The organism is Leeia sp., assembly GCF_041909055.1.
Lineage (GTDB): Bacteria > Pseudomonadota > Gammaproteobacteria > Burkholderiales > Leeiaceae > Leeia > Leeia aquatica.
In genome coordinates, this window is sequence record NZ_JAYREC010000004.1 from 158840 (window position 1) to 173358 (window position 14519).

Consider the following 14519-nt stretch of genomic DNA (forward strand, 5'->3'; position numbering starts at 1 on the left):
GATACGTTAGGACACACAGCAGCGATTATAACCGGCCCGTCAGCCGACTGCATCCTCCCAGTCAAGGTCGCCACACAGCACCACACACTGTCCGCCGGATTCAAACGCGATCGACAGGGTCACGCAGGCCCGGCCGGTGCTGGCCGAGAGATACGGGCGGGATACTTGCAACTCGCCGAGCGCATGCATGGCATCCCTGAAGTATGGACGGCGAATCCAGCTGGCTCCGGCGGTTTCCTGCAAGCGGTGCAACCGCGTGGTGCCAACCCGTCGGCTGTGCCCCGGCAGCCCCTCACCGATCTGGCGGCCCTCGCTGTCCAGCACAAAGCACAGCGCCGCAGCGGGCAGATCCAGAAAGCTGCCTGCGGCCACCGCCAGGGTTTGTCCATCCATCATCATCCGTGTCGGAATATGCCGGAAGGCTTCGATATAAGGTGCGAGCTTCTCGCGCTGCGCCACGCTGGTATCATGATCCAGCTGGCGGTAATCATTCCACAAGCGATCGAATACTTCGCTGCGCTCGCCAATCACCCGGATGTCGGCCTGTGGCATGCCGAAATAAAAACCCTGCACGAAATCACAGTCGGCCTGCATCGCCACCATGGCCTGGGCATGGCTCTCGATCCCCTCAATCACCACCAGCGACCCGGCATCGTGCAGCAGGGAAACCAGACCGCGCAGCATATTGAGCGCACGACCATCCTGAGCGGCACGCGCCACCAGCGATTGATCCAGCTTGACGATGTCCGGTCGCAGACGCCAGATACTGTCCAGATTGGCATTGGTCCGGCCAAACTGGCTGACCGCCAGCAGACAGCCCAAATTCCGCCACTCCAAGGCGGCTTCGTGAGCGGCATCCAGCATGTCGGGTTCCAGCCGCTCCACCTCCAGCACCAGGCTATCCGCCGCCAGCCCGTAGCGGTCCAGCATCTCCGGCAGCAGATATTGGACCAGCTCTCGATCCACAAAACCCTCAGGCAGCAAGTTCAGGAATAACCAGCTACCACTGCCTCCACATTGCCCAAAATGGGCCAGATGCAGATCCAGGCAGGCGCAGTCTACCGCACTGCTGTCATTCTCCAGCTGAGCATGCTCCAGAAACTGACGGGTACTCCCCCAGTGCGCCGACTGTAGCTCCACCCGCAGCAGGGCTTCAAAGCCGACGGTATGACGGTGCGCCAGACCGAAGATGGGCTGAAAATGGCTTTCCACCACCATGGGGAAACCCATCAGTGCCGCAAAAGGATTCGGGCGGGTATGTTCTACAGGGTGTGTCATGGCTCTCGCGTTCATGGGCAGCATCTGGATCCTGATCGTAGTATGCCCGTTGTCGGTTGCAATTCTTGTGCCTGGGATCAACCGGGCCGCAAGTCATGAAAATATCCGCGGACGCACCAGTCTGGCCCATGCACCGTCGCCTCTCGCACCATGCCGGCGCATTACAATACGGATGGCGCGTTCATGGTCTGACTTAAGGTGTCTTGCTCCAGCGGCAGCCAGACCTTGAATATCACTCCGCCTTCCGGGTGGTTCTCTGCCCAGACATGTCCCGCATGGTCCTGAATGATCTCCCGGCAGATGGCCAGACCCAGTCCGGTACCACCAGAACCATCCTTGGTCTTGCTGCTCTGGATGAACTTGTCGAAGATGGTAAGCAATTCGGCCTCGGGTATGCCCGGCCCATGGTCACGTACCGTGAACAGCAAGCCATCCAGCACCTCTTCGCCATCAGTATGGCTGGCTTCCTTGACCGTCAACAGCACCTGACTGCCTTGCACGGTGAATTTGAGGGCATTGGCCAGCAGGTTCCGCACCACCTGACCGATGCGCATGGCATCCATGGCGGCCCGCACCGGGTCCTGTTCCTGGATCACCAGTTCGACGCCTCGCTCCTGCGCCAGCGACATGAACTCTTGTACCACTTCTTCCAGCACCAGGCCCAGACGGGTGGGCTGCATGGTGTACACCATCTTGTCCGCTTCCAGCTTGGACAGATCCAGCAGGTCGTTCAGCAAGGCCAGCAAGCGGTTACCGCTCTGATGGATGCGCGAGAAGTATTGCCCCAGCTTTTCATTGCTGACCGTTCCCAGCTTGCGCTCGCCCATCTCCGAGAAAGAAATGATGGCATGCATCGGGGTACGCAGCTCATGCGACATATTGGACAGAAACTCGGTCTTGGCCCGGCTGGCCGATTCCGCAGCCTCTTTGGCTTCGCGTAGCAGCACTTCTGCGCGCTTGCGCTCGGTCACATCCATCAAGGTACCCACATAACCGGACAGGGTCCCATAGTCGTCCACCAGCGGCGCCAGTTTGCAATCCACCCAGAACGGCGCACCAAAGCTGCTCGGCACCCGGAACTCACCCACGTAAGCACCGTCCTGCTCGCAATCCCGCTGCCAGCGCGACTGCACCAGCCCCCGATCGTCGGCCAGCACCAGCATGGTCCAGTCGGTGCCAATCACAGTTTCCACCCCCAGACCCGTGCGCCGATTCCAGTACGCACTCATGAAAATGCAGCGCCCATCCGCCGAGGTACGGAAAATCCCCACCGGAGCGGCATTGGCGAGGGTCCGGAAACGCTGCTCGGACGCCCGCAATGCCTCCTCAACCCGCTTGCGCACCTGCAGATCTTCTTCCAAGCGGCGGTTTTTCTCTTCCAGTTCATGAATCAGCTTGTTGAGTGCCTGCCGGGTATATTCCAGGCTATTACCCAGCTTGCCCAACTCATCATTACGGGTCCAGGTAAAGGGATGCTCCAGCATGCCAGCGGCCAGCCGGGTAGAATCCCGCATCAGCCCCATCAGAGGGCGTACCAGCCGTAACTGCAGCAGCAGTACGATCAGCATCAGGGAAAACGCCAGCTGTCCCAGCAAGGTCCACAGCATGGCGTTACGGTTGTTGCCGATCTGGTTACGCAAATAACCATCGTCCATCACGACCGTGACGAAGCCGATCACCTGATTCTCGAAGTACACCGGCTTGCTCTGGGTACGTAGCTGCCCCAGTTGCCGCTCTGGTTTGTGCATCTCAAGAAAGGTCCCCAGATGGGCATCGGTTACGCTGATGCGGACAATGCGGGGATCTTCCATCACCGAGGATACAATCTGCTGGCCGGAATCCGGGCTCAAATTCCACAATGGCAGCTGGATCGCCAGCACCAGATTACTCAGTACCTGACCGTGCTGCAGCTCCAGATTGCTGCGCAGTTGCTGTTCGGAACGTTGCAGGGAAAAATAGCCATTGAGCAATGACGGGATCAGCAAACCAATGATGATCGCACCGATGATGGACTGCTTGATTGACAACGCCCGCTTCAACAACTTGGCTCCACTCCCGTCGCAATGGGTTGAAACGATGATGCGCGCCCAGATAGTGTCATGCTAGCTGAAAAACATGAAAATTGAAGCAGGGAGTATATGGACGATCAAGTAAAGCGCGCTTTGCAGCGGTGGCCTGGCGTCCCCGCCGTCTATGGCTGGCTGCGCCTGGATGCACGTGGTGACTGGTGGCTGGACAACACCCGTGTCCACCACCCGGGCTTGCGTGACTTCATTGGCCGCAACTATGCAGCGGCAGCCGATGGATGCCACTACTTCCAGAATGGCCCCCAGCGCGTCTATATCGAGCTGGATGCGGCCCCCTATGTGCTGCACCTGACCACTGCCGGCGAACTCCATGACCATACTGGACAGCGCTGGGGACAACATCCACTGCAAGGCTGGCGGGATGAAACCGGCCAAGTCTGGCTCTCGGAGCAGGGGCGGCTGGCCATCCTGGACGACCGCAGTCTCGCCCAGCTGGACATTCTGGATACAGAACCGCCACAACTTACCCTGGCAGGGCAGCCTGTTTTGCTACCTTTGGTCGCATCCCGTGAACTCTTGCAACAATTCAACGTCAATCCGCTGCCGACCCCATAGAGAGGGCGGCCATATTGAATTATCATTGCAGTTAACACCAACAGGGAGTAAACCGACCATGGCCATGGACGTCATTGATTACCGTATCCTCGGCAACGACATGCAGTATGTCGAGGTAGAACTGGACCCGCAGGAAGCTGCCGTGGGCGAAGCCGGTGCCATGATGTATATGGAAGATGGCGTCGAAATGGACACCATTTTCGGCGATGGCTCCGCCCAGCAAAAGGGCTTCATGAACAAGCTGTTCGGCGCAGGCAAGCGCTTGCTGACCGGTGAGTCGCTGTTCACCACCATCTTCGTCAATAATGGCACGGGCAAGCGTAAAGTTGCGTTTGCCGCCCCCTATCCGGGCCACATTGTGCCCGTGCATCTGCCCGATGTCGGCGGTACGCTGATCTGCCAGAAGGATTCTTTCCTGTGCGCTGCCAAGGGCGTTTCCATTGGCATCGCCTTCCAGCAAAAACTGGGCGCGGGCTTCTTTGGCGGTGAAGGCTTCATCATGCAGAAGCTGGAAGGGGATGGTCTGGCATTCGTCCACGCAGGCGGTACCGTTTGCGAAAAAGTACTGGCCCCCGGTGAAGTGCTGCGGCTGGATACTGGCTGCCTGGTGGCCATGCAAAGCTCGGTTGACTACGATATCCAGTATGTTGGCAAGATCAAGAGCGCCCTGTTCTCCGGTGAAGGCCTGTTCTTTGCGACCTTGCGCGGCCCCGGCAAAATCTGGCTGCAATCCCTGCCGCTGTCACGCATGGCCAACCGTATTGTTGCAGCCTCCAGCTACGCCAAGGGCGGCGGCGGTCGAGAAGAAGGCTCACTGCTCGGCGGTCTGGGCAGCCTGCTGGACGGTGATAACGACTGACCTCCCCTGAACCCATCTGATACAGGATACCTTTTGCCATGCGCAGCACCGCCAGCCTGACGGCGCACAGTTTTGTCGGTCAATGTTTCAGCCCCGGCCAGGCCACGGGCCAGGATGTCCTGGTCGAGCTGGTTCCCGGTTCGCTGGTGGTGTGCCTGCCGGATGGGCAGCGCCTGACGGCCCCGCTGAGTGAGGTCCAGCTCAGTCGCGGTGGCTTCAATGCGCAGCAGTGGCAGTTCAGCTGGCGTCATGAGGGAGGGCAGTGGATGATTGCCCTGTCTGACCTCAATGCCCAGCAGCGTTTGCGGAGCAAACCGCCCGTTGGCCTGGAAAAGCAGCTGGCGGCGCTGAGCAAGGTGCAGCGCAAAGCCAACTGGGTGGTCCGTATTGGCTGGAGCGTGCTGGTTCTGGTGATTCTGACGCCGCTGATCCTGTTGGGCCTGCTCTGGTGGCAAGCAGACCGGATCGCCAGCTGGGCCACCGATCGCATCACGGTAGAACAGGAAGCCGCCCTGGGCCAGGCGGTGTTCGAAGCGCAGAAGTCCCATCTGCGGCTGATTGAACAGAGCCCGCTGCAGGCCCCCTTGGAGGAAATGGGCCAACGACTGACCAAGGGATCCGCTTACCGCTACCAGTGGTATCTGACCGATGATCCCGCGATCAATGCTTTTGCCATTCCGGGTGGAATTGTGGTGGTCAACAGCGGCCTGGTGAAAGCCAGCAGCAGCCCGGAGGAGCTAGCCGGAGTGCTGGCACATGAAGTGCAGCACGTTGAGCAACGCCACAGCCTGAAGGGCATGGTACAAAACCTCGGACTCGCCGCCATTGCACACTTTGCCCTGGGCGACTACAGCGGTAGCCTGCCTGCACAGATGGCCACCGAGCTGGCCGACCTGAAATTCTCGCGGGACCATGAACGGGATGCCGATAACAAGGGTTTTGATACCCTGTTGAAAGCAGACATCAACCCGCAAGGCATGGTCAGCATGTTCGAGAAGCTCGATCAGGCCAGCGGTAGCGCACCGCCGGCATTGCTGTCTTCACACCCGGATACACAGGAGCGGATTGCTCACCTGCGTAGCCGCCTGGCAGGGTTGCAAGCTCGCAAGTTTACGCCCCTGCCCTACCCGTGGCCCAAACTGAAGCAAAGCCTTGCAAAATAAGCTGACCACCCTGCTGATTGACCTGTCACGGCAAAGTCTGGAACTGCTGGATGAAACAGGCTCCCTGCTGGGGGCATACCCGGTTTCGACCGGAGCGCGAGGTGCAGGAGAGTTAACGGGCAGTCAGCAAACCCCTCGTGGCTGGCATCGCATTCATGCCCTGATCGGCAAAGATGAGCCTCCGGGTGCAGTCTTTGTGGCCCGCCTGCCCACCGGAGAAATCTACAGCCCGGCGCTGGCGGCCCAACACCCCAGCCGGGACTGGATTCTGAGTCGCATTGTGTGGCTGGACGGGCTGGAACCTGGCTTCAACCTGGGTGGGTCGGTGGGTACCTTGCAGCGCTACATCTACCTGCACGGCACACCGGATTCGGAGCCCATGGGGCAGCCTGCGTCACATGGTTGTATCCGCATGCGCAATGAAGACCTGATCGCCCTCTTCCCACATTTGACCGAAAGCGTGCGAGTTCATATTGTGGCGCAGCAAGAACGCGCACAGGTGGTGAATGTTGATACGCAGATGGCCGCCACCTACTTCGCCAATCAGGGTCTACCCCACGACCCGCAAGCGCAAACCATCCTGCTGCAATATGGCTTGCATTTCGACGGCTGGTTAGGTGGCCTGCAACTGAGTGCATCGGGCGAAATCACCCAGCTCTGTGCCACAGATGTGCATCCTGACCTGTTTCGCCGCCTGCTGCTCCGGGCGGGACTGACACGACGCTATGCGGGGCTGGACGGTCCCGCCTGGCTCGCCCCCCAGACCGACTGGCCCGCCTCGCGATTGCAGGAACTTGGCTTGCAACCGCTTTCACCGCATACTGACCGCTTTTTTCTGCCCCTAGACTGATTGATACACATGAACACCGTTTTCCGGATGCTGTTGCTGACCGTACTCAGCAGCTTGCTGCTGGCCTGCCCGGCCACCACCCCACCCGCCAATACGCCAGCCGCCAATGCAGGCAAGCCCACACCCAAGCCGCAACCGAAACCAGTCAAGATTGCGCTGGTGCTGGGCGGCGGTGCTGCGCGCGGTTTTGCCCACGTGGGGGTGATCAAGGTGCTGGAAGCCAACGGCATTGACCCGAAGATCGTGGTCGGCACCAGCGCGGGCAGCGTGGTGGGCTCGCTTTATGCCGCAGGTTACTCCGGTTTTGACCTGCAAAAGCTGGCGCTGAGTCTGGATCAGGATGAGGTGGGTGACTGGACCTTGCCGGACCGGGGCTTCATCAAGGGGCAGGCCCTGCAGGATTTCATCAACAAGAACGTCAAGAACCAGCCCATCGAGAAGCTCAAGCGTGAGTTTGGCGCAGTGGCCACCAATCTGAAAACCGGCCAGGGCGTGTTGTTCCAGCGCGGCAATGTCGGCATGGCGGTGCGCGCTTCCAGCAGCGTGCCGGGTGTATTCCAGCCGGTGAACATCGCCGGGGTGGATTATGTGGATGGCGGCGTGGTCAGCCCGGTGCCGGTCAAGTATGCGCGGCAGATGGGTGCAGACTTCATCATTGCGGTGGACATTTCCGGCAGCCCGAACAGCGGTCCGATCACCAGCAGCAAGGATGTGCTGCTGCAGTCTGCCACCATCATGGGCAAGACCATCAAGGAAGAAGAGCTAAAGCAGGCCAGCGTGGTGATCACACCCAAGGTCGGCCAATTCGCAGCGGACGATTTTGACAGCAAACACATGTCCATACTGGAAGGTGAAAAGGCAGCGCAAGCGCTGATGCCGCAGATCAAGCAGAAACTGGCCGCGCTGCAAAAACCCTGAGCGTTGATAACTGCGCAAAATAAAAAAGGAGGGTTTCCCCTCCTTTTTTATGGCCTGCCGTAACGCTTACTTGCCGTACACCGGGAAGCGCGATGTCAGCGCCTTCACCTTTTCCCGCACGGTGGCCAGATTGGCTTCGTCATTCGGATTGTCCAGTACATCCGCCACCAGATGCGCCACCTGACGGGCTTCGTCTTCCTTGAAGCCGCGCGAAGTAATGGCGGGCGAACCAATGCGAATGCCAGAGGTGACGAACGGGCTTTCCGGGTCGTTCGGGATGGCGTTCTTGTTGACCGTGATGTGTGCCAGACCCAGCGCCGCATCCGCCGCCTTGCCGGTCAGGCCCTTCTGGCGCAGGTCCACCAGGAACATATGCGATTCGGTACGGCCAGACACGATGCGAACCCCTCGCGAGGCCAGCGTTTCCGCCATGGCTGCTGCGTTCTTCAGCACCTGCTCCTGATAGGCCTTGAACTCCGGCTTCAGTGCCTCACCAAAGGCAACAGCCTTGCCTGCGATCACGTGCATCAGTGGGCCACCCTGCAGCGACGGGAACACGTTGGAGTTCAGCATCTTCTCGTGTTCGGCCTTGGCCAGAATCAGGCCACCACGTGGACCACGCAGGGTCTTGTGGGTGGTCGAGGTCACGAAGTCGGCATGCGGTACCGGGTTCGGGTACAGACCCGCAGCCACCAGACCGGCATAGTGCGCCATGTCGACCATGAAGTATGCGCCCACCTTCTTGGCGATTTCGGCCATGCGCGCAAAGTCAAAGCGCAACGCGTAAGCCGAGGCACCACCGATGATCAGCTTGGGCCGGGTTTCCAGTGCCACCCGTTCCATGTCGTCGTAGTCAATCTCTTCATTGGCGTTCAGGCCGTAGGCAACGATGTTGAACATCTTGCCGGACAGGTTGGCCGGGGAGCCGTGGGTCAGGTGACCACCGTGGGCCAGGTTCATGCCCATCACGGTGTCGCCCGGCTTCAGGATGGAGAAGTACACCGCCTGGTTGGCCTGCGAGCCGGAATGCGGCTGCACGTTGGCGTATTCGGCACCAAACAGCTGCTTGACGCGGTCAATCGCCAGTTGCTCCACCTGGTCGACGTACTCGCAGCCCCCGTAGAAACGCTTGCCCGGGTAGCCCTCGGCGTATTTATTGGTCAGTTGCGAACCTTGTGCTTCCATCACCGACGGGCTGGTGAAGTTTTCGGAGGCGATCAGCTCGATATGGTCTTCCTGGCGCTGAACTTCCTGCTGGATGATGGCCCACACAGCGGGATCATGCTGGGCCAGCGTGACGGACTTGCTATACATGGTGCAACGCTCCTGAACAGTGAAGAGGTATGACGGAACCGGGCGATTTTATCACGCCTGCGAACCTGCCTGTTTGGCTTCCAGTTCTTCCCAGCGTCCCAGTTTTTCCAGCAGCAGGGTTTCAATCTCCTCCACCCGTGCCTGCCTGGCAACCGCGCCCTTGGGATCATCACGATAAAGCGTGCCATCCAGCAGCGCTGACTGCAAAGCGGCCTGTTCTTGTTCCAGGGCGGCAATCTGCTCCGGCAACTGCTCCAGTTCCCGCTTCTCGTTGAAGCTTAGCTTCGCGCTGCTGCTCTTCTTGCGCTCAACAGGCGCGGCATCTCGCGCGGGTTCAGCCTTGCGGACAGCGGAAGACGCGGCCGCCCGGCTGCGCTGCCAGCTCAGCCAGTCGGAGTAACCGCCCACATACTCTTCCAGCACACCATTGCCTTCAAAGGCAATCACGCTGGTCACCACATTGTCGAGGAAGACCCGGTCGTGGCTGACCAGAAAAACGGTACCCGGATAGTTGAGCAGCAAGGCTTCCAGCAGTTCCAGCGTATCAATATCAAGGTCGTTGGTCGGCTCGTCCAGCACCAGCACATTGGCCGGGCGGGCAAACAATCGTGCCAGCAGCAGGCGGTTACGCTCACCACCGGAGAGCGAGCGCACGGGAGAACGGCTGCGGGCGGGCGGGAACAGAAACTCTTCCAGATAACTGATCACATGCTTGCGCACGCCACCAATCTCGACAAATTCACTGCCGGGGCTGATGGTATCGGTCAGCGTGGCATCCTCATCCAGCTGCGCGCGGAACTGGTCAAAATAGGCAATGCTGAGGTTGGTACCTTGCTTGACCTTGCCGCTGACCGGGGCCAACTCGCCCAGGATCAGCTTCAGCAGCGTGGTCTTGCCCACCCCATTCGGCCCGATCAAACCAATACGGTCACCCCGCTGAATGCGGGTGGAAAACTGGCGGATCAGCGGGGCTTGCTCTGGGTAGCCGAAATACACATCTTCCAGTTCCGCCACCAGCTTGCCAGAACGCTCGCCCACGTCCAGCTGCAGATTGACCTGTCCCTGTTGGGTACGACGGTCAGCGCGGATACGGCGCAACTCTTCCAGTCGCCGCACGCGGCCTTCATTACGGGTACGCCGCGCCTCGATCCCCTTGCGGATCCAGACCTCTTCCTCTTTCCAGAATTTGTCGAACTTGGCGTTGTGCACCGCCTCGATCTGCAACTGCTCGGCCTTCTTCACCTGATACTGGCTAAAGTTGCCGCTGTAGCTGGTGAGGAAGCCCCGGTCCAGCTCGATGATGTGGGTTGCGACATTGTCGAGGAACTGGCGGTCATGCGTAATGAACAGAATGGCGCCGCCGAAGCCCAGCAGCAAACTCTCCAGCCACTGGATGGCGCTGACGTCCAGATGGTTGGTCGGCTCATCCAGCAGCAGCACATCGGGTTCGGACACCAGCGCACGCGCCAGCGCCACCCGCTTCTTCCAGCCACCGGAGAGGTCCGCCACCAGCGTATCCGCCGGCAAGGCCAGGTGCGACAACACGGTATCCACCAGGGTATTGAAACGCCAGCCGTCACGGGCTTCGAGCTCACCCTGCACGTGCAGCAGCTCCGCCAGCTCTGCCTCATCGCTATGCTGGGCAAGATGGCTGGTCAGCACATGGTAACGCTGCAGCAATTGCTGCAGCTCCCCCAACCCGGACGACACTGCAGCAAACACCGTCTCGCCCTCGCCAAAAACCGGCTCTTGTGGCACCCAGCCCACCCTGGCATCCGGCGCACGCCAGCACACCCCGTCGTCCAGCACCTGCTCACCCGCCAGCACCTTGATCAGTGAGGACTTGCCGGCGCCATTACGGCCAATCAGGCCCAGGCGCTGCCCGCGATCGAGCAAGAGGTTGGCGCCATCCAGCAATGGCCAATGACCAAAGGCAAGGGAGGCATTTTCAAGGCTAAGAAGGGGCATGGCAACCTGACATCAGAAAACGGGCAAAGTCGGGATTATAATTCAGGCACCCGATCCCTGCTGACGAGTTGCGATGCGACAGCTGACCATCCTGCTGTGTCTCTGGTACATCCCCCTGACAGCCTGGTGCGAACAGCACCTGACGGCCCGTTTTGCCGCCAGCGAGTGGGCCCCCTATATGGGTGCACATCTGCCACAGCAAGGCCGCGCCGTGGCGACGGTGCGCGCAGCATTTGCCCGCAATGGCATCCAGTTGCAAGTCGATTTCTACCCTTGGGCGCGCACCATCGCCCTGGCGCGTGCGGCACCATATGATGGCTATCTGGTGGAGTACGACGATGCAATGCTGCGCAAGGAATGGCTCTACTCTTTGCCCGTGGCCTACAGCCCGCTGGGGTTGGCAGAACGGGTGGCCAATCCGGTGGTCTGGACACGGCTGGAAGACCTGGCGGCCCAGCGTAAAACGATTGGGGTGGTGCAAGGCTATGTCAATACGCCGGAGCTGGACCGCCTGATTGCACAAGGTACGCTCAATAGTGACCGCAGCGCAGATGACCTGACCCTGCTGCACAAGCTCGCCGCTGGACGGGTGGATGTCGCGGTCATGGATGCCCAAGTGTTCGAGTATCTGCTCCTCACCCAAAGTACACTACGCGCCCATGCCCACCAGCTGCGCCTGCAGCCCCGTTTGCTGGAACAAAAAGCCCTCAATGTGGTGTTCCGTAAAACACCGCGCGGCCAATGGCTACTCAACCAGTTCAATCAAGGGCTGCGTGCAGTGGGGAATATTGCAGCCCCCAAGCCCCCTGCCTGAACCTTCACGGCAAAATGGGCTTGTGCTGCTCATCCTGCAAGCCTGCCAGCAAACTGCGGCCATCTTCGCCCACCCGCAGAACTGCAAAACGGGCCTTGGCAAAGCGCTCGCCTTCACCCTCCTGAAAGAACCAGGCTTCGCTTGGCAAGGCGGGCCGGTCCCACGACCAGCGGGTACGCCATTTGAAGCTCAAATAGAACTCACCGGCCCGCAAGGGCTTGCCATCTTCCAGCCGCTGCAGGCGCGCCACCCCGCCAGGGTCGGCTTTGAGCACCATGCGACTTTGTTCGGGGTGCTCTATTTCGGGCAACACGGCATTCGGGTTCTTTTGCCGTGCTGCTTCACGCACAGCATCCTCTTTCTGTCGCAGCTGATCCCCCAGCTGCTGCGCCACCTCGTAATCCAGTGCCATGTAGTCGCCCTGCATCAGAGAGCGTGGATCCACCGGCGCCAGCGCCAGCACCACCACCCGTCCTTGGTGCAACAAGCCCTCATTGCGCCCGATCAGCCCGGCAAAGGCCAGCAGTGGCAGCAGTAAACCCGCCAGAAACAAGCTGCGCTGCCGTGGCACTCGTTCAGACCATTTCATGGCTGCCTCCTTGTTGGTGCTGTACACGACGACGCCAGCTGTACCAGACCAGCATCAGGCTGCCGCTGACCATCAGCAGGATGGACTTGTGCAGCAAGGTCCAGCCCAGATTGAAGTAGAAGTAGCCAAAGCCAGCTACCACACACAGCACACCGATGCCCAGCAGACGACGGTCCCCATGCTCCATCCCCATCAGCAACACCAGCAGCCCCACACCCAGCATGGGCGACAATACGGCGGTTGGCAGGAAGAGCAGCAAGGGTGCCAGTGCAGCCAAGGGCACCTCTTCGTGTTTCAGGAGGCGCCGCCCCAGCCACAGCAGCAATGGCAACGCAAACACCAGACTCTGCGCATTCCACCAGGTGCGCAGCTCATCCCCCTGCCCTGACCACTGATGAGCAGTAGACTGCACCATGGCCTGCAGGATGACGGCACCGAGCAGAGCCCAGAAGAACGGACGCAGCCAGTGCCGCCAGCCCCGTACCAGTGCAGCGTCGTTGAAGCGGAAGCATAGCCAGAGGGCGAGACACTCCAGCAGGTTTCGCAGGGTTTGCGGGATGGAGAGCACATCCCACACTTGCCGACTACCATCCTCCGGATCCCAACCGTAGCGTAGCGAGGTCCACACCAGCACCTCAATAGCCGCCAGCATGGCCACCGCAGCCAGAAAGCGGGCAAACGCATTGGCCCCGATCACGTAATACGCAGCCGCAATCACCAGCCCATACAGGGCGGCAACCTTTTCCTTATCCTCCCAACCGATATTCAGTCTGGAAAACAGGCCAAACCACAAGCAGCTTCCGCCCGCTACAAACAGTGGTACAGCAATGTGCTCAAGAAACACGGCACGCTGCTTGACTCGCATCAGCGCCCAGCCGGCTACCGTGTAAATCACGCCAAAGGCAATAAAACTGCCCGGTGAACCCTCGCCACCATTGGCAAACAGCAGGAGACAGGTGAAGATGATCACCAGAATGGCCGAAACCCAGGCCGCAACCAGCAGCAGGGCATCCAGATACCAAGGCAGCTCACGCTGGGTTTCGGGTGGCAATTCTGCCGGCAGCCGCCCTTCCCTTTGCAGCTCCTGCAGGACTTCAGACACACTGAGCGTGCTCATGCTGCCCCCTCCTGTTCAGACCATTGCCCATGCCACTGCCGCAGCAGTTTCACCACACCGATACTCATGGCAATGCTGAGCAGTGCAAGGATCAGCCAGGTACCAGTGTCGCCCATGCGCATGCGCGAACCCACACCGATCAGGATGGCCCCTCCCGCCGCAAACACCGGCAGAGTCACCATGAACAACTCCTTTCGGCGGTAATAGAGCGCGAAGCCGCCTCCCAGCCACAGCAGGCTGGGCAGCAAGGTGATGGTTCCCAGCAGCACGCCGACACCATCATGCCAGCCACCGTGCTCCATCCAGAAGTAATTGTGCCAGTCCCCGACCACCGACCAGAGCGCAAGGGTACATTGCCAGGCAATACCCGCGCCAAGCAGGCGCGGCACCACCCGATGCTGCCAGTGCGGCAGATGGCCACGCCAGCGCTCCCAGCTCAGTAGCGCTAGCGTGTGCAGCAACAGCATGGGCATATTGATGGCATGCATGGAAAAGGCACTGTTGCTGTACAGGCTTTGCCATAGCCATAGCGACAGCGACAGGATGCATAGCCATAACAACCATAATGGCTGAAAGCGTGCCAGCAATGTCCAGGGCAAGCCCAGCACGGCCCACAGGGCAAACAGTTGCCAGGGGTCGGCACCGGTCTGATACACCTGCCCCACCACGGCAGCCACCACCCCGATCATCACCACCGCGGCAAACAGTGACCACTGCCCACGCGCCTGTTCCCATGGGCTGATCAGGCTGATTCCGGCCGCCAGCACCAGCCCGGTCAACACCAGGGTCAGTTTGGCCCAACCCGGCAGGGCATTCCAGTTCCAGGCAAAGAAACTGACGATGCCGGACAGCAACATCAGCACCCCGCCGACCAGCAACAACAGATCCGATTGCTTGCGCCAGACCGGCGGCGTGGGTCGTAACCCGGCCATCCGCAAGGCTCGCTGAAAGCCAGACGCATCCAGCAGTCCCTGCGCTGCCAGCTGTCTGAGTCGATGATCACTCAT

Annotated in this window: 13 protein-coding genes; 6 read left to right on the plus strand and 7 right to left on the minus strand. The window is 60.2% G+C overall.

What is annotated here, in order from left to right:
- Positions 1–39: 39 nt before the first annotated feature.
- Entirely contained in the window at positions 40–1278 is a 1239-nt protein-coding gene (locus tag ACE3O2_RS11645; protein ID WP_374337665.1) for an EAL domain-containing protein, read from the minus strand.
- A gap of 161 nt (positions 1279–1439) precedes the next feature.
- Positions 1440–3320 (minus strand): ATP-binding protein, encoded by a 1881-nt coding sequence (locus tag ACE3O2_RS11650; RefSeq protein ID WP_374337667.1) that lies wholly within the window; start codon positions 3318–3320, stop codon positions 1440–1442.
- Between the two features lie 96 nt (positions 3321–3416).
- Between ACE3O2_RS11650 and ACE3O2_RS11655 the strand changes: the two genes are divergently transcribed.
- From ACE3O2_RS11655 to ACE3O2_RS11675, 5 genes are read left to right on the plus strand one after another with little or no spacing between them, the layout of a single operon-like run.
- Positions 3417–3920: a DUF2946 family protein gene (locus ACE3O2_RS11655; RefSeq protein ID WP_374337669.1), complete on the plus strand. Its 504-nt coding sequence runs from the start codon at positions 3417–3419 to the stop codon at positions 3918–3920.
- A gap of 58 nt (positions 3921–3978) precedes the next feature.
- Positions 3979–4779, plus strand: a complete 801-nt coding sequence (locus ACE3O2_RS11660; protein ID WP_374337671.1) for a TIGR00266 family protein — start codon at positions 3979–3981, stop codon at positions 4777–4779.
- A 38-nt stretch (positions 4780–4817) separates the two neighbouring features.
- Complete coding sequence (locus ACE3O2_RS11665; RefSeq protein WP_374337673.1) at positions 4818–5942, plus strand: M48 family metallopeptidase; 1125 nt, start codon at positions 4818–4820, stop codon at positions 5940–5942.
- Positions 5932–6792 (plus strand): L,D-transpeptidase, encoded by an 861-nt coding sequence (locus ACE3O2_RS11670; protein ID WP_374337675.1) that lies wholly within the window; start codon positions 5932–5934, stop codon positions 6790–6792. Before ACE3O2_RS11665 ends, ACE3O2_RS11670 begins: the two co-directional genes overlap by 11 nt.
- Before the next feature lie 9 nt (positions 6793–6801).
- Entirely contained in the window at positions 6802–7710 is a 909-nt protein-coding gene (locus ACE3O2_RS11675) for a patatin-like phospholipase family protein (protein ID WP_374337677.1), read from the plus strand.
- A gap of 66 nt (positions 7711–7776) precedes the next feature.
- Here ACE3O2_RS11675 and glyA read toward each other — a convergent pair whose 3' ends face one another.
- Both glyA and ACE3O2_RS11685 read right to left on the minus strand, forming a co-directional pair.
- A complete protein-coding gene (glyA, locus tag ACE3O2_RS11680; protein ID WP_374337679.1) occupies positions 7777–9024 on the minus strand; it encodes a serine hydroxymethyltransferase in 1248 nt (415 codons plus the stop codon).
- A 51-nt stretch (positions 9025–9075) separates the two neighbouring features.
- Positions 9076–10992: an ATP-binding cassette domain-containing protein gene (locus ACE3O2_RS11685; protein WP_374337681.1), complete on the minus strand. Its 1917-nt coding sequence runs from the start codon at positions 10990–10992 to the stop codon at positions 9076–9078.
- A gap of 73 nt (positions 10993–11065) precedes the next feature.
- On the opposite strand from ACE3O2_RS11685, the gene ACE3O2_RS11690 reads away from it, so the two are divergent.
- Positions 11066–11806, plus strand: coding sequence for a substrate-binding periplasmic protein (locus tag ACE3O2_RS11690; RefSeq protein ID WP_374337683.1), 741 nt, complete (start codon positions 11066–11068; stop codon positions 11804–11806).
- A gap of 4 nt (positions 11807–11810) precedes the next feature.
- Here ACE3O2_RS11690 and ACE3O2_RS11695 read toward each other — a convergent pair whose 3' ends face one another.
- Genes ACE3O2_RS11695 through ACE3O2_RS11705 form a run of 3 tightly spaced genes read right to left on the minus strand, consistent with a single transcriptional unit; the run spans position 11811 to position 14519 of the window.
- Positions 11811–12395 carry a GDYXXLXY domain-containing protein gene (locus ACE3O2_RS11695; protein WP_374337685.1) on the minus strand — a complete coding sequence of 195 codons (585 nt, stop codon included), beginning with the start codon at positions 12393–12395 and terminating at the stop codon, positions 11811–11813.
- A complete protein-coding gene (locus ACE3O2_RS11700) occupies positions 12382–13512 on the minus strand; it encodes a DUF4401 domain-containing protein (RefSeq protein WP_374337687.1) in 1131 nt (376 codons plus the stop codon). The genes ACE3O2_RS11695 and ACE3O2_RS11700 overlap by 14 nt, the downstream gene beginning before the upstream one ends.
- Positions 13509–14519 carry a DUF2157 domain-containing protein gene (locus tag ACE3O2_RS11705; RefSeq protein WP_374337689.1) on the minus strand — a complete coding sequence of 337 codons (1011 nt, stop codon included), beginning with the start codon at positions 14517–14519 and terminating at the stop codon, positions 13509–13511. Before ACE3O2_RS11705 ends, ACE3O2_RS11700 begins: the two co-directional genes overlap by 4 nt.